The sequence below is a fragment of the Streptomyces sp. NPDC003691 genome, assembly GCF_053981115.1.
In genome coordinates this window covers 1-21,553 of sequence record NZ_JBSFNQ010000051.1, presented here as the reverse complement: position 1 = coordinate 21,553, position 21,553 = coordinate 1, and the positions used below count along the sequence as shown (strand labels likewise).

11 protein-coding genes and 2 pseudogenes are annotated in these 21,553 nt (G+C 72.7%); 6 read left to right on the top strand and 7 right to left on the bottom strand.

Going from position 1 to position 21,553, the window contains the following annotated elements; genetic code table 11:
• Positions 1-15: 15 nt before the first annotated feature.
• The 7 genes from ACWDR0_RS22890 to ACWDR0_RS22860 all read right to left on the bottom strand — a co-directional run bounded on the left by ACWDR0_RS22890 (position 16) and on the right by ACWDR0_RS22860 (position 6,764).
• Positions 16-942 carry a phytanoyl-CoA dioxygenase family protein gene (locus ACWDR0_RS22890; protein WP_456353592.1) on the bottom strand — a complete coding sequence of 309 codons (927 nt, stop codon included), beginning with the start codon at positions 940-942 and terminating at the stop codon, positions 16-18.
• Positions 943-1,466: 524 nt separating this feature from the next.
• Positions 1,467-2,258 (bottom strand): ABC transporter permease, encoded by a 792-nt coding sequence (locus ACWDR0_RS22885; protein WP_456353591.1) that lies wholly within the window; start codon positions 2,256-2,258, stop codon positions 1,467-1,469.
• The gene (locus tag ACWDR0_RS22880) at positions 2,255-3,253 is read right to left on the bottom strand and encodes an ATP-binding cassette domain-containing protein (protein ID WP_456353590.1); all 999 of its coding nucleotides are present in this window, start codon (positions 3,251-3,253) and stop codon (positions 2,255-2,257) included. The genes ACWDR0_RS22885 and ACWDR0_RS22880 overlap by 4 nt, the downstream gene beginning before the upstream one ends.
• Positions 3,254-3,328: 75 nt before the next feature.
• Entirely contained in the window at positions 3,329-4,171 is an 843-nt protein-coding gene (locus ACWDR0_RS22875; RefSeq protein ID WP_456353589.1) for a DUF4097 family beta strand repeat-containing protein, read from the bottom strand.
• A 93-nt stretch (positions 4,172-4,264) separates the two neighbouring features.
• On the bottom strand, positions 4,265-4,777 hold the full coding sequence (locus ACWDR0_RS22870; protein WP_456353588.1) for a hypothetical protein: 513 nt from the start codon (positions 4,775-4,777) through the stop codon (positions 4,265-4,267).
• A 362-nt stretch (positions 4,778-5,139) separates the two neighbouring features.
• On the bottom strand, positions 5,140-5,868 hold the full coding sequence (locus ACWDR0_RS22865) for a class I SAM-dependent methyltransferase (protein ID WP_456353587.1): 729 nt from the start codon (positions 5,866-5,868) through the stop codon (positions 5,140-5,142).
• A 59-nt stretch (positions 5,869-5,927) separates the two neighbouring features.
• Positions 5,928-6,764: a putative nonproteinogenic amino acid hydroxylase gene (locus ACWDR0_RS22860; RefSeq protein WP_456353586.1), complete on the bottom strand. Its 837-nt coding sequence runs from the start codon at positions 6,762-6,764 to the stop codon at positions 5,928-5,930.
• A gap of 397 nt (positions 6,765-7,161) precedes the next feature.
• Between ACWDR0_RS22860 and ACWDR0_RS22855 the strand changes: the two genes are divergently transcribed.
• The 6 genes and pseudogenes from ACWDR0_RS22855 to ACWDR0_RS22830 form a co-directional block, all read left to right on the top strand.
• Positions 7,162-7,503: a phosphopantetheine-binding protein gene (locus tag ACWDR0_RS22855; protein WP_456353585.1), complete on the top strand. Its 342-nt coding sequence runs from the start codon at positions 7,162-7,164 to the stop codon at positions 7,501-7,503.
• Positions 7,494-8,744: a cytochrome P450 gene (locus tag ACWDR0_RS22850; RefSeq protein ID WP_456353584.1), complete on the top strand. Its 1,251-nt coding sequence runs from the start codon at positions 7,494-7,496 to the stop codon at positions 8,742-8,744. The genes ACWDR0_RS22855 and ACWDR0_RS22850 overlap by 10 nt, the downstream gene beginning before the upstream one ends.
• Positions 8,741-9,478 carry a thioesterase II family protein gene (locus tag ACWDR0_RS22845; RefSeq protein WP_456353583.1) on the top strand — a complete coding sequence of 246 codons (738 nt, stop codon included), beginning with the start codon at positions 8,741-8,743 and terminating at the stop codon, positions 9,476-9,478. The genes ACWDR0_RS22850 and ACWDR0_RS22845 overlap by 4 nt, the downstream gene beginning before the upstream one ends.
• A 55-nt stretch (positions 9,479-9,533) precedes the next feature.
• A complete protein-coding gene (locus ACWDR0_RS22840) occupies positions 9,534-12,626 on the top strand; it encodes a type I polyketide synthase (protein WP_456353582.1) in 3,093 nt (1,030 codons plus the stop codon).
• A gap of 69 nt (positions 12,627-12,695) precedes the next feature.
• A pseudogene (locus ACWDR0_RS22835) lies at positions 12,696-17,714 on the top strand (type I polyketide synthase); the annotation flags it as partial.
• A 137-nt stretch (positions 17,715-17,851) separates the two neighbouring features.
• Positions 17,852-21,553, top strand: a pseudogene (locus tag ACWDR0_RS22830) (type I polyketide synthase); the annotation flags it as partial.

Sequence of the window (21,553 nt, the reverse complement as noted above, 5' to 3'; positions counted from 1 at the left end):
TCCGGCCGGCCGGGGTCAGCGTTTCACCGTGCCGGCCCGCAGCCGGTCGATCATATGCCGGGTGGTCTCGATCGGGCTCTCCGCCGGGAGCGCGCGGGAACGCTCCGGCAGTGCCTCGTTGAGGGCCGCGGCCCGGTCGTTCCACCCGTCGTGTCCGGCGAAGGGAATGGTCTCGCCGTCCCGGTAGACGGGGAACGGGCGGTAGTCGTTGACACCGCCGCCGTCGGCACCGCGGACCAGCAGCGGGTCGAGGTAGATCCCCTCGCTGTGGATCCGCGTGGTGGTGGCGATGTAGCCGATGTCGAGCCCGCACCGGCGGCCGGCGGAGGTGTTCGGCTCCGAGCAGTGCAGCAGGCGGGGATGGTGGATCGAAACATCCCCCGGCCGGAGTTCGATGTCCACGATTCCGCGTTTCTCCACCCACTCCCGCACCAGGTCCTCGTCCGAGGCGGAGAAGAGCATATTGGGCCGGTCCGTCCGGACCGCGGGCTTGTGCAGGGGGAGTTCATGGCTGCCGGGAATCATCCGCAGACAGCCGTTGCGAGTGGTGCTCTCGTCGACCGCGAGCCAGACCGTGAGCGCTTCCATCGGACTCAGCGACCAGTAGGCGCCGTCCTGGTGCCACAGGACGGGCTGCCCGTCGTAAGGGGGCTTGCAGATGTAATGGGCGGTGAAGCAGGCCACATCGGGGCCGAGGAAGAACTCCGCGATATCCACCAGCCGGGTGTCCGAGACCAGACGCGACCAGAAGGCGTCGTTGCGGATCAGAGGGTGGTGGAAGTGTTCCGGGCGCAGCTCCGGGTACTTGCGGGTGAGCCAGTCGACGTGGGCTCGTGTCTCGTCCACGAGATCCGGTGGCAAGACGTCTCGGATAATGGAGAACCCCTGTTCGGCGTATTCCGCCGCAGCTCTCTCCAGAACGCCATCGCCAAATGTATTCATGCGTCGGCTCCTTCTGAGGTATGCCAGGTGCGTGCCGTGCGGAACGCTTTCGGGGAGCCGTTGTCATCAACTTCCTGCCGGCTCCTGCAATTCGGTCCCGGGCCTGGAGGGGACTGTCCGCAGTTTCTCGGCAGTTCAATACTCTGCCCGCCGTGCGGGAGCGTGTCAATCGTGGACGGGGCTCCGGCAAATGGGAACGGGTCGGATGCGGTGCACGGTCTTTTCGGTCCGCTGAAAGGAAAGTTGGGCGGGCTCGGGCGGGCGGATAGGGGATCGATATCGGTGGCGCAGTTCCCGAATCGTTCGATCCGCTCTGTCCCGCTGACAGGACAACTGGTATACCGGGCTGATTCCGTGCTGCCCGGAGATTTCCGGCGGCCGGTTTTCGGGAGCCCGGGGCGGCCGGGCGGTGCACGGCCCGGCGCGGGAGACGCCGAACGGGCGGCACACCCCGGCTTCCGCCGGGGCGTGCCGCCCGTTCGGGACGGGTCCGGCCGGGCGGGGGAGGCCCGGCCGGACGCTGTTTACTTCGGGTCCCGGTTGAACGAGGACTTGGACCAGAAGTAGCCGAGGACGGTCAGGGCGAGGCACCAGGCCACCGCCAGCCAGCCGTTGTGCCCGATCTCGGAACCGAGGAGCAGTCCGCGGAGCGTCTCGATGGCGGGGGTGAAGGGCTGGTACTCGGCGACCGGCTGGAACCAGCCGGGCATCGCGTCGATCGGGACGAAGGTGCTGGAGATCAGCGGCAGGAAGATCAGCGGCATCGCGTTGTTGCTGGCGGCCTCGGCGTTCGGGCTGACCAGCCCCATGCCCACGGCGATCCAGGTGAGCGCCAGCGAGAACAGCGCCAGCAGTGCGAAGGCCAGGACCCACTCCAGGACGGTGGCGCCGGAGGAGCGGAAGCCGATCGCCACGCCGACGGCACCGACGAGGGCCACGCTGATGATCGACTGGAGCACGCTGCCGATGACGTGCCCGATGAGGACGGAGCCCCGGTGGATGGCCATCGTGCGGAAACGGGCGATGATGCCTTCGGACATATCGGTGGCGACGGAGACCGCGGTGCCGATCGTCGTACTGCCGATGGTCATCAGCAGCAGCCCGGGCACCAGATAGGCCACGTACTCGGAGCGGTCCGGGCCGCCGCCGGTGATACCCGCGCTCATGGTGTTGCCGAAGATGTAGACGAACATCAGCAGCAGCATGATCGGTGTGAGCAGCAGGTTCAGGGTGAGCGACGGATAGCGCCGGGCGTGCAGCAGATTGCGGCGCAGCATGGTGGAGGAGTCGCGCACGGCGAGGGAGAGGGCGCTCATCGGGCAGTCTCCTTGGACTGGGCGGGGATGTCGGAGCCGCCCGTCAGGGCGAAGAAGACGTCGTCCAGGTCGGGGGTGTGGACGGTGAGCTCGTCGGCCTCGATGCCGGCCGCGTCCAGCCAGTCGAGGATGGAGCGCAGTTCGCGCTGGCTGCCCCCGCTGGGGATCTGGAGGGCGAGCGCCTCGTCGTCGCGGGATGCCTCGGCCAGGGTGGCGGCGGCGTTGCGGTAACCGGCGGGGCTGTTGAAGCGGAGGCGGACGTGCCCGCCGGGCACCAGGCGCTTGAGTTCGTCGGCGGTGCCCTCGGCGGCGATCTTCCCGTCGTGGAGTACGGCGATGCGGTCGGCGAGCTCGTCGGCCTCCTCCAGGTACTGAGTGGTGAGGAAGACGGTGACACCGTCGGCGACCAGCTCACGGATGATCTTCCACATGGTGTGGCGGGACCGTGGATCGAGGCCGGTGGTCGGCTCGTCGAGATAGATGATCCTCGGGTTGCCCACCAGGGTCATGGCGATGTCGAGCCGTCGCTTCATCCCTCCGGAGTAGGTGGAGGCGGGCTTTCCGGCGGCCTCGGTGAGGTCGAAGCGCTCCAGCAGCCGGGCGGTGACCTCCCGGCCCTCGGCCTTGGGGAGATGGTGGAGGTCGGCCATGAGGAGCATGTTCTCCTCGCCGGTGATCAGCCCGTCGACCGCGGAGAACTGTCCGGTGACACCGATCGCGGCCCGGACGGCCTGCGCTTCCCCGTTGAGATCGTGGCCGGCCACCCGGGCCTGTCCGGCGTCGGCGGTGATCAGGGTGGAGAGGATTTTCACGGCGGTGGTCTTGCCGGCGCCGTTCGGCCCGAGCAGGGCGAAGACGGAGCCGGTGGGAATCCGCAGGTCGATACCGTCGAGGACGGTCTTGTCGCCGAACGACTTCCGCAGGCCCGTCGCTGAGATGGCGACGGACGCCCGGGAGCCGTCCAAACTGGATGTGGGCATGACAGAGGAAGGCATGGGTCCTCCTGTATGAAGACCGGAATGACCGGGGGAGGGGACGATGGGAGAGGGGCTGCGGCGGAGCGGGTGAGCTCAGGCCTTCGCGCGGCGGATATCGATGTTGCCCCAGTTGGTCCGGGCGCGGACCCTCACGGTCCGGTCGGCCTGCTCCGGGGCATCGGCCGCGTCGAGCGTGTTCCGCACCTGGCCATGGGTGGTCTTGACGTCGAGCCAGGCCGCGGTGCCGGTGCGGATGCCGATCTCGATGGAGCCGTTGGACGTTTCCAGCTGCACCTCGCCGTGGGCGATGTCGGCGAGCCGGATGACGCCGTTGGTCGTGGTGCCGGTGACGGACCCGTCGGCACGGGCGATATCGATGCCGCCGTTGGTGCCGTTCAGGCGCAGATCGCCGGTGACGGTACCGACGGTCGTGGCGCCATGGGCGTTCTTCAGCTCGGCCGGGCCGTCGATGTGACCGACACGCACATTGCCGGTGCTGCTGGTGATCTCGGCCGAGCCCTCGACCCGGTCCACGCTGGTCGAGCCGTGCGGTGCCTTGAGCATCAGCGGGCCGGTGGTGTCGAGCCGGACATCACCGGCCGAGGTGTTCACACAGACCTCGCCGAACCGGCCCTCGCCGATCACGGCCGTGCCCGCGCCGGTGACGTCGATGGCCGAACCCGTGGGCAGTTCCACCGTGACATCGACGGTGCCGCCGCGCCCGAGCAGGCCGGCCTTGGGGGTGTTGATGGCCAGGACCCCGCTCGCGCAGGTGATCGAGGTCTGTTCGGCGGTCCGGACGTCCAGTTCCTTCTTGGGGTCGCGCGGGGTCACGTCGACGACGGTGTCCGGGCGGTCGCCGGTGGTGAACCGGATGGACCCGGCGTAGACGTAGGCGGTGACCGAAATGGTCTCGGGAGTGGCGAAAGTAGGCATGACTGCCCCGTCCTCATGGGTCTCTGGGCCGTCCCCGCAGCTGGGACGTGACGGTGGATGAAAGTGCGCTGTGGTGCCGGACCGGGCGCGTGTTTAGCGCACCCAGCCCGTGTAGCTCCGGCCGACGGTGCGGGTCCGCTGGACGGTGCGCGGCGAGCCGCCGTCGACCGACGCGGATACGGCCCGTACGAGCCATGCGTTGACCGACAGGCCCTCGCGGCCCGCGGCCTCCTCGGCGCGTGCTTTGAGATGGGCCGGCAGCCGCAGATTGACGCGGGCGATGGTGCCGTCGTCCCCTTCGGCGGGGACCGGTGGCAGGGGTTCGGCGGGCGCGGCGGCCGGTTCCGCGGATTCGCCGTAGGCGGGCGGCGGGGTCACCACGAACTCGGGATCCAGTCCGCGCAGCCGTACGTCGACCGAACCGGGGGAGAGTTCGCGGGCGACCTCGTCCATCGCGTCGGCGAGCACATTGAGCAGAGCCAGGCGGGTGGCCGACTCCAGGGGAGCGGTGAGCCGCTCGGCCAGCTCACGGGCTTCCTCGCCGCCGGTCTCGGCGGCCACCGCAAGTTCGCGTCGCAGGCTGTCGACATACGGAGTGAGGTCCATAGCGCCATAGTGGCACTGTTTTGGCGCTACGCGCAAGCCCATCTGATGCCATGCGGGGCAGCCTTCTGGCATCAGGCTTCTGAGCTGCGAAAACAGCGAAGAAATGATGGGACTGGGGTGGTGTTCGGGCGACTCCAGGGGTCCCTTCGGGCATGAATGGCGCCATGTGATGCGTGGTGATGCCAGATAGTGGCGTCGCATACCCGGCTGGCGCCATAGGTGGCCCGCCGGGGGTGACGGCACCCCGCCCCGGGGCCGCCGGAGAGCGGGGTGGCACGGAAACGGGCCCGGTGCGCCTGTGCGGCGCCCGGGCCCGGAACGGCCGGCCGTGTCCGGCGGCTTTCCGCCGGTGATTCCCGGAGTCAGCGCGGACGGGGTGCGGACTCCAGCCGTACCGCGACGGAGAGATAGCTCGACGCGAAGGAGAAGTACCGGTAGCCGACGTCGAAGGCCTCGGTGAACTCCATGAAGGCGCGGTACTCGTGCCGGCGCCATCCGGGGTAGTTGAGGAACTCGTCGAAGACGATCAGCGAGCCCGCCCGGAGCCGTGGGGCGAGTCCGAAGAGCACAGTGCGGGCGCTGGAGTAGAGGTCCGAGTCGATGTGCAGCAGGGCGACCGGAGCGTCCGTACCGGCCAGGTACCGCGGCAGGGTGTCCTCGAACACGCCGATGTGCAGCTTCGCGTTGGCCGGGAGGCCGGCCGGCACCACCCCCTGGGTGCTGTAAGTGCCGGCCGGACTGTCATGGGTCCAGTCCTCGGGCAGTCCCTTGAACGAGTCGAACCCGTGCACGGTGCCGTCCCCGAACTCCTCGCAGAGGATGGACAGGGTCTGCCCGCCCATGACCCCGAACTCCAGCACGTCGCCCTCGACCGTCGCCGACAGACAGGCGTGCCGGAGGAGGTTCTCGCGCCCTCCGAGGTTCTGCGCCGATGTGAAGTTCTCCTCCAGGAACCGGGCTGCGTCCACGGCCGACAGGACCTTCGCCATCCGCGCGTAGTCCGTCAGCAGTCCTTCGATGTCCATACCGCGGAGATCCGGCAGCAGACCCGGGAGGACCGGCAGCAGCCCCTCGGCAACGCTCTCGTCCATGCTGCTCCTTATCAAGTGCCTGCCGGCCGGCTCCGCGGCCGCGGCTGGGATCGGGGGCCTCACCAGTCGAAGACTTCTCCGTCGGCCCGTTTGTCGATGCAGTACCTCCGGAAGGCCTGGGCCTTCGCGGCGACGGCGGCGTCGCCGGTGCGCCACGCCGCCTCCTCGTACCAGTCGAACGCCGCCGCGGCGTGCACGCGCCGCTCGAAGTGGAACGCGGCGAACCGGCGGAAGTCCGAGCGCATGCTCGCGGTGCTCATCCCCGCGGCGGACGCGACCAGTTCTTCGATCTCCGCCTCCGTGGCTTCGGGCCGCTCGACGATGCGGACCGGCTCGGCGGGCGGCACGTCCCCGCGGATCCCGACGGGCTCCTCGGCGCCGGCGAAGTCCAGGCAGAGGGAGAGCCGGGCGGTCCGGGCCGAGTTCCGTGCGGAGTGCGGATCGGTTGTGTGGATCTTCCACACCTCGCCGCGCCGGAGGTGGTAGACGATGTCGTTCTCGGAGTGGAGCGATTCCTCCGTGGTGCGCAGGGGAATCTGCACCCTGGTGCCCGTCTCGTCCCATTCGAGAAAGTCCGCGTGCGGGGCCATGAGGCCGTCCCGGAGGCTGAAGATACGCACCCACTGCAACCTGTCCGGCGAGAAGTGCTCGGTTACCAGGGACATGATGTTCGGCAGTCTTCTGCCCAGTTCGGTCGGGGTCAGGCGCCCGTTGTGCGGACGGAAGGAGATGTCCGATTCGGCGCCGCTGCCGTTGGCCAGCACATGGCACGACCATGATCCGAAGGTGAGGGCGTCGTACTCGCCCTGGTATTCGTGCCGGTCCACCACGGAGAGTTCGGACTCCAGATCGTACGAGCCGACGGGCAGCACCGCGAGCCGTTGCGACTTCAGCAACGAAATCCCTTTCACTATGTGTTCCCGACGCGCCCGTAAGCTGCTGAGCGCCCTTCCGGGCCGACACCGTAATTCCGTTCGGGAGTTATGGCAACGAAAGCAGTGAGCGACCGTAGGGCGCGATCTCCGGTGTCACAGGATTTCTCCGGTTCCGGCGGCTCCCGGGGGTTTCGGGCAGCGGATCCGGCGAAGATCCCGACGGCTCTTCGCTGTCCTGTCGGCGGGACAGACACTGTGGCAGGATGCTCGGAAGATCCGGCGGCAGGGCAGTTCGGCCCGCCGTCCGGGCATGATGCGCAGTTCCGGCTTCCCCCGGTATCCGGAGGGGTCGGACTGTTCTGCCCCGGCGCGACCGGAAGGGCATTCCCTCTCTTCGTTCTGCTGTGACGATGTGACGATGGAAAGGCTGGCAATGGAATCGGGGCCGCGGATCGATGGACGGGACGGGCAGGACGGGACACCGGCACCGCAGGCCCCGCCGCCGGGGCCGTCGGGCGTACCGGATTCGTTCGTGCGGGAGATCTCCGGCCTCTGGAGCGATTTCCTCGACGGCCGGGAAGTCGGCGCGGACGACGACTTCTTCGCGCTCGGCGGGAATTCGCTGATCGGGATCCGGATCATCGACCGGGTGCTCCGGGACTACGGCGTCGAACTGTCCGTACGGGCCTTCTACCTGGCGCAGACCCCGGCCCGCGTCGCCGGCCTGATCGTGGAGGAGAGGGACCGGGCATGCGGCTGACACCGGGCGCCGGCGGAGCTGTCGATCTCCGCGGCGTCGACCTGTTCGATCTCGACCTCTACACCTCCGGCGACCCGCACACGGTCTGGGACGTGATGCGGGCCGAAGCCCCCCTCCACCACCAGCTGCTGCCGGACGGCCGGGAGTTCTGGTCGGTGACGCGTTACGACGACGTATGCCGGGTACTCGGCGACCACCGGGAGTTCACCTCCGAACGCGGCACGGTGGTCACCCACCTCGGACAGGACGACGTCGCGGCGGGCAGACTCATGACCTCCACCGACCCGCCGCGGCACACCGAGGTCCGCAGGGCGGTCGGCACCCGGCTCACCGCGCGGGCGGTCGCGGGCTGGGAGGACCGGATCCGGCAGGCGATCGTCCGGTTCCTTGCGCCCGCGGACGACGGCGGCATCTGGGACCTGGCCGAACAGGCACTGCGGCTGCCCGCGATCGTCACGGGCCCGCTGCTGGGCATCCCGGAACGGGACTGGGACGAACTCGTCCGGCTCACCGCCATGGTGACCGCACCGTCCGACCCCCACTTCCGGCACGGCAGCGAAGCGGCCACGCTGGCCATCGCCCACCATGAACTCGTCGCCTATGTCACCGCATGGGTCGGACGCCGGCGGGCGGCCGGCCACGGGGACGGCAGCCTGCTCGACCACCTCATGACCGTCCGCGCCGGAGACGCCCCCTTGACCGACGAGGAGATCGCCCTCGACGGATACAGCATCCTGCTGGGCGCCAACGTCACGACCCCGCACACCGTCTCCGGTACCGTCCAGGCGCTCACCGAACGGCCGGAGCAGTACGACAAGGCACGGGCCGATCCCTCGCTGATCCCGAATCTGGTCGAGGAAGGACTGCGCTGGACCTCCGCCGCGTGCAACTTCATGCGGTACGCGGTGGACGACACCCGGATCGCCGGGGGCACGGTCCCGGCCGGCGGAGCGGTCGTCGCCTGGATCGGATCGGCCAACCGGGACGAGCGACTGTTCCCCTCGCCGCACCTGTTCGACATCACCCGGGCCGGCGCGAAGCGCCAGATCGCCTTTGGATTCGGGCCGCATTTCTGCATCGGCGCCCCCCTGGCCAGACTCACCCTGCGCGTCTTCTTCGAAGAACTGCTCCAGCGGTTCGAGTCGATCGAACCCGCCGGCGAACCGCGGCACCTCCGCTCGTACTTCATCGCCGGACTGACCCGCTTCCCCGTCGTCGCCCGGAAACGAAGGACGTCATGACAGCCGGCTCCACCGCCGCCACGTCGCCGTGGTTCATCCGTCCGCCGTCCGACGGCCCGCCCGCCCGGCTCTTCTGCTTCCCCTTCGCCGGGGGCGGGGCATCCGCCTTCAGCGCCTGGCCGGCCGTCATCGGCGATACCGAGGTCTGCCCGGTGCAGTTCCCCGGCCGGGAGAACCGGCTGGCCCATCCCCACTACGGCACCTACGAGAACCTCGCCGACGGCCTGGCCGAGGCCCTGACGCCCTTTCTGGACCGGCCGTTCGCCCTCTTCGGACACTGCGCGGGCGCCCTGGCGGCGTACGAGACCGCGGTCCGGCTCGACCGGCTCGGGCTGCCCGCCCCCGAACGCCTCGTCGTCTCCGGCCAGCCGGCGCCGCACCATACGCCGTACGACCCGATGCTCGCCATGACCGAACCCGAACTCCGGGCCGGGGTGGAGTCGTACCTCCGGAGCCGGGGCATCGAGCCACGGCCCGACATGACCGGCTTGGGGCTCGCCGTACTGCTCCGCGACCGGGACGCCGCCGCTGCCTACCGGCGGACGGAACCGGCCGTTGTGCGGTGCCCCATCGACGTACTGCACTGGCGGGACGATACGGGCACGAGCCCCGAACGGCTCCGTGACTGGTGCCGGTACACCGAGACCGCCGAACTCCACGTCCTCGACGGCGGCCACCACGACTTCGCCGGTGCGCCCGCCGGGCTGCGGCGGTCGCTGACCCGTTGGCGCTGAACCGCCGCGCTCCCGTCACGGTCGCAGTACGCCCGGGCAACCGGAAGGAGGCATCATGAACGACGCAGCCGCCGGAGTAGCGGTGATCGGCCTGTCGTGCCGTTTCCCCGGAGCACGCGACCCCGGAGAGTTCTGGCGCCTGCTCCGCGACGGCGGGTCCACCGTCGGCCGGTTTCCCCCGCACCGGACTGCCGCCCCGGACCCGGCCGCCCACCCGGACGCCGCCGCCCTGTACACGGGCTCGTTCTTCGACTCCGTCGACGGTTTCGACGCCGGCTTCTTCGGGGTGACACCGGACGAGGCCGCCGCGATGGACCCGGTGCAGCGCCTGGGACTGGAACTGGCGTGGGAAGCCGTCGAGGACGCCCGCCTGCCCCCCGCCGCGCTGGCCGGCCGCCCGGTCGATGTGCTGGTCGGTGCCGCGTCCTCCGGGTACGACGCCCTCCGCGCCCGGTCCGGCAGCGACCGCGACGACCACTACGCCGCCCTCGGTTCGAGCGGCGCGCTGATCGCGAACAGGATCTCCGCCCTGTTCGACGTCCGCGGAATGAGCTTCTGCGCGGACTCGGGCCAGTCCTCGTCACTGGTCTCCCTGGCGCTGGCCTGCGAGCGGATCCGCAGCGGTGCCGTCACCACGGCGATCGCGGGCGGTGTGAACCTGATCGCCGACCCGGAAACGGGATCCGGCCTGGCCAATCTGGGGGCCCTGTCGGCCGCCGGCCGCTGCTTCGCCTTCGACGACCGGGCCGACGGATTCGTCCGCGGGGAGGGCGGGGCGTTCGTCCTGCTGAAAGCACTCGACGCCGCCCTGGCCGACGGCGACCGGATCCGTGCGGTCGTCCGCGGCTGGAGTGCGGGGAACGGCGGCGCGTCCGCCCGGATGCCGGATCCCAGCCCGGCGGCACAGGCGGCAACCGTACTGTCCGCGCTGCGCCACGCGGGCGTTCCCTTCGACGGCGTCGACTACGTCGAGGCGCACGGCACCGGTACCCGGCTCGGCGATCCGGCCGAGCTGACCGGACTGCGCCGGGTGAGCCGGGACACCGGCCGGCGGCGCCCCCTGGTGATCGGGTCGGTGAAGACGAACATCGGACATCTGGAGCCGGCCGCCGGGATCACCGGGCTGGTGAAGACCGTGCTCTGCCTGGAGCACGGCCGGCTGGTGCCCAGTCTGAACTTCCGTACCCCCACCGCCGCGGTACCGGACTTCGAGACGGACTTCGAGGTCCCGCGTACCGTACGGCCCTGGCCCGTCACCCGGGGCCGGCCGCGCCGGGCGGGGGTCTCGTCCTTCGGCATGGGCGGGACGAACGCGCATGTGATCCTCGAAGAGGCCCCCCGGACACCGGTGGAGCCGCCCGACCCCGGCCCGGTGGCCGTCGCCGGAATCCTGCCGTGGGTGCTGTCGGCCCGTTCGGAGCCCGCCCTGCGGGAGCAGGCGCGGCGGCTGGCCGGGTTCCTGGCGGCGGACCCTCCCCCGGCGGCGGCCGATGCGGCGTACTCGCTGGTGGCCACGAGACCGTCGTTCGAACACCGGGCGGTACTGCTGGGCGACGGCCGCGGCCGCCCGGCGGCCGGACTGGCGGCGCTGGCCGCGGGTGAGGGCGCGGCGCGGGTGATTCGCGGAGTGGCCGGGGACACGGCCGGTCCGGTCGTCTTCGTCTTCCCCGGCCAGGGGGCCCAGTGGGCGGGCATGGGCCGTCGGCTCCACGCCGAGTCGGAGGTCTTCGCGGCGGGTATCGACGCCTGCGAGCGGGCCCTGGCGCCCTGGGTGGACTGGTCCTTGACGGCGGTGCTGACCGGCGGCGCCCCGGCGGCGCTGCTGGAGCGGGTGGACGTGGTCCAGCCGGTGCTCTTCTCGGTGATGGTGGCCCTGGCACGGGTGTGGCGGGCGCTGGGCGTGGTCCCCGACGCCGTGGTCGGGCACTCCCAGGGCGAGATCGCCGCGGCGTGCGTGTCCGGTGCGCTCACCCTGGAGGACGCCGCGCGGATCGTCGCCCTGCGCAGCCGGGCCTTGACTGGGCTGACCGGCCGGGGCGGCGGGATGAGCGCCGTCGCCGCGACCCCGGAATGGGCCGTCGGCCGGCTGGCCCGGTGGGCAGGACGGCTCTCCCTGGCCGCGGTCAACGGGCCGGAGTCGGTGGTGATCTCCGGGAACGGCACGGCGCTGGACGAGTTCGCTGCCGCGGCGGCGGCCGACGGGGTCCGGGTACGGCGGGTGAAGGTGGACTACGCGTCCCACTCCCGTCATGTCGAGTCCCTGCGGGAACGCCTGCTCCGGGACCTCGCGGGCGTCTCCCCGGCGGAGACCGCGGTGGAGTTCCACTCCACCGTCACCGGCGGCCCGCTCGAACCCGGGGCGCTCACCGGCCCGTACTGGTACGACAACCTCCGTTCGACGGTGCGGTTCGCCGAGGTCACCGGCCGGCTGATGCGCGAGCGCGGCGGAGTGTACGTGGAAGTCGGCCCGCACCCGGTGCTCACGGCGGCCATGGAGGAGACCGCCGACGCGCTGGGCGTCGCCCCGCCGGTGGTCGGCACCCTGCACAAGGACGACGGAGGCGCCGACCGGATCCTGGCGGCCCTGGCCGAACTGTATGTACAGGGTGTGCCGGTGGACTGGCCGGGACTGTTCGCCGAGCCCCGCCCCCGCCGGATCGCCCTTCCGGCCTATCCGTTCCAGCGCCGCGGCTACTGGCTGACGGCACCCGGCGGCTCCGCGCCACCGGCCCGCCCGGTGAGTGCCGCCCCCGGGAGCGGCACACCGCCGCCGGGCACACCGCACGGGGCCCTCCGCACCGTCTGCGCCGAAGCGGCCGCGGTGCTGGCCGAACGGGGCACCGCCGTCACCGGCGCCGAACTCATGGCCCGGTCGGCGGAGACCTTCCGGGACCTCGGCTTCGACTCGGCGATGGCGGTACGGCTCCGGAACCGGCTCCGCGCGGCGGCGGGCGTCGGACTCCCGGCCACGGTCGCCTTCTCCCACCCGACTCCGCAGGCGCTCGGCGCCCATGTCGCCGCCCTGCTCGCGCCCGCGGCGCCGGAGCGGGGCGAGGCGCCCGGCGCACCGGAGGACCCGGACGGCCGCGGCGCCGCGGACCCGGGCGACGAGGAACTGTACGAGCTGATCGACCGCGGATACCTGTAGCGCCTGTTCGTCCCGGCCCCTGTCCCGTTCCGGCAACCGTTCGAGGAGACCCTGGTGGAGGACGTCGGCAAGCTGCGCTCCTACTTGCGACGTGCCGTCGCCGACGCGCAGGCCCTTCGTGAGCGCGTGCGCGTACTGGAGGAGCGCGCGCACGAGCCCGTCGCGGTCGTCGGCGCGGGCTGCCGCTTCCCCGGCGGCGTGATGTCCCCCGAAGACCTGTGGCGGCTCGTCGCCGGGGAGGTGGACGCGATCGGCGCCTTTCCGGCGGACCGCGGATGGCGGCCGGAGGCACTGCTCTACGCCCCCGACCCCGGCGCCCGCGGGCGGACGTACACCCGCTCGGGCGGATTCCTGGCCGGGCTCGCGGAGTTCGACGCGCCCTTCTTCGGCATCAGTCCGCGGGAGGCACTGGCTATGGACCCCCAGCAGCGGCTGATGCTGGAGACCTCGTGGGAGGCGGTGGAACGGGCGGGCATCGACCCGGCGGCGCTGCGGGGATCGGCGACCGGTGTGTTCACCGGGATCTACGGGGTGGACTACGGACCCCGGATGGGCAGCGGGGACGCCGGAGAGCTGGAGGGCTTCGCGATCGCCGGGACCTATCCCAGCGTCGCCTCCGGCCGGGTGGCGTACGTCCTGGGGCTGGAGGGTCCCGCGGTGTCGGTGGACACCGCCTGCTCCTCCTCGCTGGTCGCCGTCCACCAGGCCGTACGGTCCCTGCGGTCGGGGGAGTGCGGGCTCGCCCTGGCCGGCGGGGTCTCGGTACTGCCGACACCGGGGCTGTTCGTGGAGGCCGCCCGGCAGCGGAGCCTGTCGGCGGACGGGCGGTGCAAGTCGTTCGCGGAGGCCGCCGACGGAACGGGCTGGGGCGAGGGCGCGGGTGTGCTGGTGCTGGAGCGGCTGTCGGACGCGCTGCGCCACGGACGCCGCATCTGGGCGGTGATCCGGGGCTCGGCGGTCAACCAGGACGGCGCGTCCAACGGTCTGACCGCGCCCAGCGAACCGGCGCAGCAGCGGGTCGTCCGGGCCGCGCTGGCCGACGCCGGACTCCTGCCCGGTGACGTGGACGCCGTCGAGGCGCACGGCACCGGAACCCGGCTGGGCGACCCCGTCGAGGCCCAGGCCCTGCTGGCCGTCTACGGACCGGGCCGGGACCCCGGCAAACCGCTGTGGCTGGGCTCGCTGAAGTCGAACATCGGGCATACGCAGGCGGCCGCCGGTATCGGCGGAATGCTCAAGATGATCATGGCAATGCGGCACCGGACACTGCCCAGGACCCTGCATGTGAACCGCCCCAGCCCCCATGTCGACTGGGAGTCCGGGGCGGTGGAGCTGCTGACCGAGTCCCGTGACTGGCCCGCCGCCGAGGAGCGGCCGCGACGCGCGGGAGTCTCCTCCTTCGGGGTCAGCGGCACCAACGCCCATGTCGTCCTGGAACAGGCACCGGAGGACGGATACGGGGACGGGGGCCCGACCGCCCCGGCAGCGGCGGCCGCCCCGGCCGGACCGCTCCCACTGGTCCTGTCGGCACGGTCGGAGGAGGCGCTCCGGGAACAGACCCTGCGGCTCCGGGACCATCTGGCCGGGGACCCGGCGCCGCCCCTCGCGGCCGTGGGCCGTGCACTGGTGGGGACCCGGACACTGTTCCGCCACCGCCGGGTGGTCATCGGCACCGGCCGGGACGAGCTGCTCGCCGGACTGACCGCCGCCGCGGGCGACGGCACGTCACCCCGTGGCGCGGTCTCGGGAGTCGCGGCACCACCCGGCGGGACCGTGTTCGTGTTCCCGGGCCAGGGAACACAGTGGGCCGGGATGGGCCGGGCGCTGGGGGAGTCCTGCCCGGTCTTCGCCGAAGAGCTGCGGGCCTGCGCGCAGGCGCTGTCCCCGTGGGTGGACTGGCCGGTCGCCGACACCCTGTCCGGCGGGCCGGAGGCCATGGAGCTGGACCGCATCGACGTGGTCCAGCCGGCGCTCTTCGCCGTGATGGTGTCGCTGGCGCGGGTCTGGCGCTCGCTGGGAGTGACCCCCGACGCGGTCGTCGGCCACTCCCAGGGGGAGATCGCCGCGGCCTGTGTCGCGGGCGCCCTGCCCCTGTCCGAAGCGGCGAGGATCGTGGCCCTGCGGTCCCGGCTGCTGGCCACCGCGGCGCCGGACGGCGGCACGGCCGGGATCGTCGCGCCGGAGGACCGGGTGCGGGAACTGCTGCGGCCCTGGGAGCCGCGGCTCGCGGTCGCCGCGGTCAACGGACCGTACTCCACCACGGTTTCGGGCGAGAGCGCGGCGCTCGGGGAACTGCTGGCGGTCTGCGCCTCCCTGGGCATTCGCGCGCGGCCGGTCCCGGCGGGAGTTCCGGGGCACTCACCGCTGATGGACGTGCTGGAGCGGCGGCTGCTGGACGAGCTGGGTCCGGTCGACCCCGGCCCCGCGTCCGCCGTTTTCGTCTCGACGGTGACCGGTGCCCCCCTGGACACCAGGGAGCTGACCGCAGGCTACTGGTTCCGCAATATGCGGGAACCGGTCCGGTTCGAAGCCGCCGTACAGCGGCTCCTGGAGACCGGCCACAGTGCTTTCATCGAAGTCGGCCCGCATCCGTCGCTCACCATCAACATCCAGGAGATGATCGGCGCCACTCCCGGGGCGGCCGGGGTGGTGGTGGGTTCGCTGCGCCGCGGCGACGGCGGCCAGGACCGGCTGTACCGGTCGGCGGCGGAGGCGTTTGTGGCGGGCGTGCCCGTCGACTGGAAGGCCGTCTTCCCGGACCGGGACGGCCCGTGGGCCGAGTTGCCGACCTATCCCTTCCAGCGGCAGCGCTACTGGCTGGACACCGACACTGCTCCCGGCACCGGCGCCGACACCGCTTCCGGCACCGGCACAGGCGCTGGTACCGGCACGGGCGCCGAGGCCGGTGCCGGTGCCGGGAGCGGCCCGGAGCCGCCGCCCGGTGGTCCGGCGGGCCCGTCCGCCGACGGGGACCGCGAGGGTGCCACCGAAGGGAACGGAACCCACCCCGACGGCACCGGATTGCCGGGCCCGGCGACCACCGGCGAGCCGGTGGCACCGGACCCCGCCCGCGGGGGCGCGCTGTTCCGCCTGGCGTGGACACCCTCGCGGCCCGCTTCCGGCGAACCCGTGCCGCGGTACGCGGTACTGGGCGATCCCGGACCGTTCGCCGCAGCTGGCGGGACCGGGCATGCCTCCGCCGGGCTCGGTGAACTCGGCGCTTCCGGGGCGGCCGTACCCCCGCTCGTCATCGCCCCCGTCGACGGACCCGACGGACCCGGCGGCGATGTACCGGCCGCGGCCGCGCGCAATCTGCGCCGGGTCCTGCACCGGACACAGGAATGGCTCGCGGATGAACGGTTCTCCCGGTCCCGGCTGGTGGTGGTGACGCGCAACGCCCTCCAGGACGACCGGATGGGACGGACCGATCCCGCGGCGACCGCCGTCTGGGGATTCGTACGGAGTGCCCAGACCGAGAACCCGGGCCGTTTCACGCTCGTGGACACGGACGGCCTGCCCGCGTCACAGGCCGCCGTCGTGGCCGCCGCCGCCACCGGCGAACCCCAGCTCAGGATCCGCGCCGGGACGGTGACCACACCGCGGCTGCTCCCGTCCGGCCCGGTCCACGGCCGGGCGGAGGCCCCTTCCGGGCTCGGTTCCGGCACCGTGCTGATCACCGGCGGCACCAGCGGCCTCGGGGCGATACTGGCCCGGCACCTCGTCCGGCGGCACGGGGTACGCCGGCTGATCCTGGCGAGCCGACGAGGGCCCGCGGCCCCGGCGGCCGCCCGGCTGCTGGCGGAGATCGCCGAGGCGGGGGCGACGGCCGAGGCCGTGGCGTGCGACATCACGGACCGCCGGTCCGTCGCCGGGCTGACCGGTGCCGTCCCGGACCGCCACCCGCTGAGCGCGGTGATCCACTGCGCGGCCGCCCTGGACGACGGGGTCGTCGGGACCCTGTCCGCGGACCGCGTCGACGCGGTGCTGGCACCGAAGGCGCGCGGCGCCTGGAACCTGCACGAACTGACCCGGCACCTCGACCTCTCCGCGTTTGTGCTCTACTCCTCCGTCGCCGGTGTGCTGGGCACCGCGGGACAGGCCGGCTACGCGGCGGCCAACGCCTTCCTCGACGGGCTGGCGGAGGCCCGCCGGGCCGACGGGCTGCCCGCGCTGTCGCTGTGCTGGGGCTACTGGGCGGAGCGCGGCGAACTCGGCTCCGGCCTCGGCGATACGGACCTCGTCCGGCTGGAGCGGCAGGGAGTCCGGCCGCTGACGACGTACGAAGGGCTGGCGCTGTTCGACGCCGCGCTGGGCCGGACCGAGCCGGTGCTGGTGCCGGCCCGGCTGAGCGTCCCGGCACCGGGCGGTACGCCGTTCGCCACCCGGCCGGAGTCGCCGCTCCTGCGCGGGACGGGCACGACGGGCGGGACGAACGGGACCGGTACGGCGAACGGGGTCGCCACGACCGGTACCGCAAACGGGACGGGCACGACCGGTACGGGGGACGGGACCTCCGCCGGATCCGGCGGAGCGGAGAACGGGACGTCCACCGGCACCGCACTCGCGCGCCGGGTGAGATCCCTGACCCCCGCCGACGGGGAGGCCGTACTCCTCGATGCCGTCCGGTCCGGGACCGCGACCGTCCTCGGCCACCCGGACAGCGCCCGGGTCGCACCCGGTACGCCGTTCCGGGACCTTGGGATCGATTCGCTGACCGCCCTCGAACTCCGGAACACCCTGGCGGCCGCCACCGGTCTGACCCTGCCCGCCACGCTCGCGTTCGACCATCCCAGTCCGGGTGCCCTCGCCCGGTTCCTGGCCGCCGCCGTCAACGCCGCCCCCGTATCCCCGGCCCGCCGCCTGGCCGACGAGATCGAGGCGCTGGCCGCGCGGCTGCCGCAGGCGCTCGCCGGTCTGGGGGACGAGGACCGGTCCGCGCTCGCCGCGCGCCTCGGCGAAGTGCAGGCACGGGTCCGGCCACCGTCCGGTGACGGACCGCCGGACGGTATCGCCGACCGGATCGGCACGGCCTCGGCGGGCGAACTGCTCGCGCTGCTGGACGAAGAACTCGGCCTGGGAGAGCGATGACCGAACACACCGGCACTGAAACCGGCACCGGCACCGGCACCGAAACGGGCACCGGCACCGATGTGCTCGGCTACCTCAAGCGGACTTCGGTCGAACTCGTCGAAACACGCAGACGGCTCCGGGAGCTGACCGAGGCCGCCGCCGAGCCCGTCGCGATCGTGGGAGCCGCCTGCCGCTTTCCGGGCGGGGCGGACTCACCGGAAGCGCTGTGGGATCTGGTCCGGGCCGGGCGGGACGCGGTGTCCGAGTTCCCGGCGGACCGCCACTGGGACCTGGAAGCGCTGTTTGACCCCGATCCGGACCGGCCCGGGACCTGCACCACCCGCTACGGCGGATTCCTCCACGACGCGGGCGACTTCGACGCCGACTTCTTCCGTATCCACCCCCGCGAGGCACTGGCGGCCGACCCGCAGCACCGGCTGCTGCTGGAGACCTCCTGGGAGTCCCTGGAACGGGCCGGAATCGACCCGGAGACCCTGCACGGCAGCGCCACCGGCGTCTTCGCCGGTCTGGCCTACTTCGGTTACGGGAACCACCACACCACCCCGGAGATCATCGCCGGCTACGGACAGACGGGCGCCCTGCTGAGCGTCGCGTCCGGACGGGTCGCCTACGCGCTGGGCCTGGAGGGCCCGGCGGTGTCGACCGACACCGCCTGCTCGTCGTCGCTGGTCGCCGTCCACCAGGCGGTGCAGTCGCTGCGCCGGGGCGAGTGCACCCTGGCGCTGGCCGGAGGCGTCACCGTGATGGCGACGTCACAGGTCTTCCGGGAGATGTCGCGGCAGGGGGGCTTGGCCGCCGACGGCCGGTGCAAGGCGTTCGCCGACGCGGCCGACGGCACCGGCTTCGCCGAAGGCGCCGGGATGCTGGTGCTGGAGCGGCTGTCGGACGCGCGGCGCCACGGCCGCCGGATCTGGGCGGTGATCCGGGGCTCGGCGGTCAACCAGGACGGGGCCTCCAACGGGATGACCGCGCCGAACGGACCTGCCCAGCAGCGGGTGATCGCGGCGGCACTGGCCGACGCGCGGCTGCGGGCCGCCGATGTGGACCTGGTGGAGGCCCACGGCACCGGGACGACCCTCGGCGATCCGATCGAAGCCCAGGCGCTGCTCGCCGTCTACGGACAGGGACGGGATCCCGAGCGGCCGCTGTGGCTGGGCTCGCTGAAGTCGAACATCGGTCATGCCCAGGCGGCCGCGGGCGTCGGCGGCATCATCAAGACGGTGATGGCCCTGCGCAGGCGGACCATGCCGAAGACGCTCCATGTGGACCGCCCCACCACCCATGTGGACTGGTCGGCCGGAGCGGTGGAGCTGCTCACCGGCACCATGAAGTGGGCCGCCGCTCCGGGCCGGCCCCGGCGGGCGGGGGTATCCGCCTTCGGCGCCAGCGGCACCAACGCGCATCTGATCCTGGAGGAGGCCCCGCAGGCCGCGCCGGACCCCGCCACGGCGGGGCCGATGCCGGACGGGCTGGTGCCGTGGGTGGTGACGGCGGGGTCGGAGGCGGCCCTGCGGGAGCAGGCCGGGAAACTGCGGGACTTCGCCGCCGTACCGGACCGGGACATCGCCGACACCGGGTGGTCGCTGGTGTCGGGCCGGACCCGGTTCGCACACCGCGCGGTGGTCCTGGGCCGCGGCCGGGACGAGCTGCTGAGCGGGCTGGCGGCGCTGAGCGAGGGAACGGAGTCCGCCGCAGTCGTGCGCGGTGTCGCCGCCGCCGGATCCGGCGGCACGGTCTTCGTATTCTCCGGCCAGGGAACGCGCTGGGGGAGTACGGCACACCAGCTGTACGACGCGTTTCCCGTCTTCGCACGGCACCTCGACGAGATCTGCGAGCGCTTCGACACTTGTCTGCCCTTCTCACTGAGGCCCTTCCTGCTCGGCGGGGCCGGGGACGACCGGTCCGCCGGCCGGCGGACCGATATCGCCCAGCCCGCGCTGTTCGCCGTCCAGACCGCCCTCTACCGGCTCCTGGAGCACTACTGCGGACGGCCCGGCCGGCTGATCGGCCACTCGGTCGGTGAGATCACCGCGGCCCATGTGTCCGGCGCGCTGGACCAGGACGCCGCGGTCCGGCTGGTGGCCGCCCGCGGCCGGATCATGCAGACGGTCACCGAACCGGGCGCCATGCTGGCGGTGCGCGCCTCCGAGGCGGCGGTGAGCGCCCTGCTCGGCCGGTACGAACGGATCGGCGTCGCCGCCGTCAACGGCCCGGAATCGGTGGTGGTCTCCGGCGGTCGCGACGACGTGGCCGCGCTCCGGGACGAATTGACGGCCGCGGGTGTCCGGGTGAAGCCGCTGGACGTCGGCCATGCCTTCCACTCATCGCTGATGGACCCGGTCCTGGAGGAGTTCGCGCAGACGGTCGGCGGGCTCCCCGCGGGCCGTACGGAGATACCGGTCGTCTCGACGGTGCTGGGCCGTGAGGCCGCGCCCGGCGAGTTCGCCTCGGTCGCGCACTGGGTGCGGCACGCCCGGGAACCCGTACGCTTCGCCGCCGCGGTGGAGTGCGCCCGGGCGGCCGGAGCGGAGGTCTTCCTCGACCTGGGACCCGGGGCCGCCCTCACCGGCATCCTCCAGGAGACGTTCACCGGTACGGGCGTGACGGACGCGGTGGTGGTGCCCGTGTCACGGCGGGGCCGCGGAGCCGTGGACACGCTGCTGGGGGCGGTGGCACGGTTCCACGTCCGGGGCGGGAGCGTCGACTGGGGCGCCCTGTTCGGGCCCCGACGGCAGGTGGACCTGCCGACGTACGCCTTCCGGCGGCAGCGGTACTGGCTGGACTTCGCGGCCGGCCCGGGCGGCCCGGACGTGGCCGGGGCCGGGCTCGCCGCTCCCGGACACTCGCTGCTGGGCGCGGTGGTGGACCATCCGGGCACCGGTGAGACGGTGTTCACCGCCCGGTGGTCGGTGCGCACCCACCCGTGGCTCGCCGACCATGCGGTCTTCGGCACGGTCGTGGTTCCGGCGACCGTCTTTCTGGACCTGGCGCTCTGGACGTCCGCCTTCACCGGCTGCGGGGGGATCGAGGACCTCACCCTGGAGACCCCCCTGGTCCTGCCCGCCTCCGGCGGGGTGCGGATCAGGGTGGCCGCCGGGGCCGCGGACGAGTCGGGCCGCCGCTCCCTGTCGCTGTACGCGTGCCCGGTCGCGGACGGCCGGGACGGCGGATCCACGGGACACGCGGCGGAGCCCGGGAGCGCCGGGGCGGACGGCTGGACACGTCATGCCACCGGCCTGCTGGCGCCGCCCGCCGCCGGACCGGACGCCCCGGCCGGGGACGTACGGTCACTCGCCGTCTGGCCGCCCGCCGGGGCCCGGCGGCTGGACACCGACGGGCTGTACGACACCTTCGCCGATGCCGGGTTCACCTACGGACCGGCCTTCCGGGGCCTGCGCGAGGTATGGCGGCGAGGTGACGACCTCTTCGCCACCGCCACCCTGCCCACCGGCACCGCCACCCTGCCCACCGGCACCGGCACCGGCACCGGCACCGGCGGCACGGCGGACGGCGGTTTCGTCCTCCATCCCGCGCTGGCCGACGCGGTCCTGCACGCCCTGACGGCCGGCGGTGTCGTCGAACTCGGCGGCGGCCGGGCCCCGCTGCCCTTCTCCTGGTCCGGGGTGGAGCCGCTGGGCCGGTGCGGGACGACCGTGCGGGTCCGGATCTCCCCGGCGGGCGAACACGCCGTGTCCGTGTCGGTCGCCGACGAACACGGTGCGCCGGTAGCGGAGATCGGGGCGCTGACGCTCCGTCCGGTGGACGCCGGACGGCTGCACCCGCCGCGGGGGGGGCGGGCCGCCCGCCGGCCGGGGCGGCGGCGAGGGGCCCGCGGA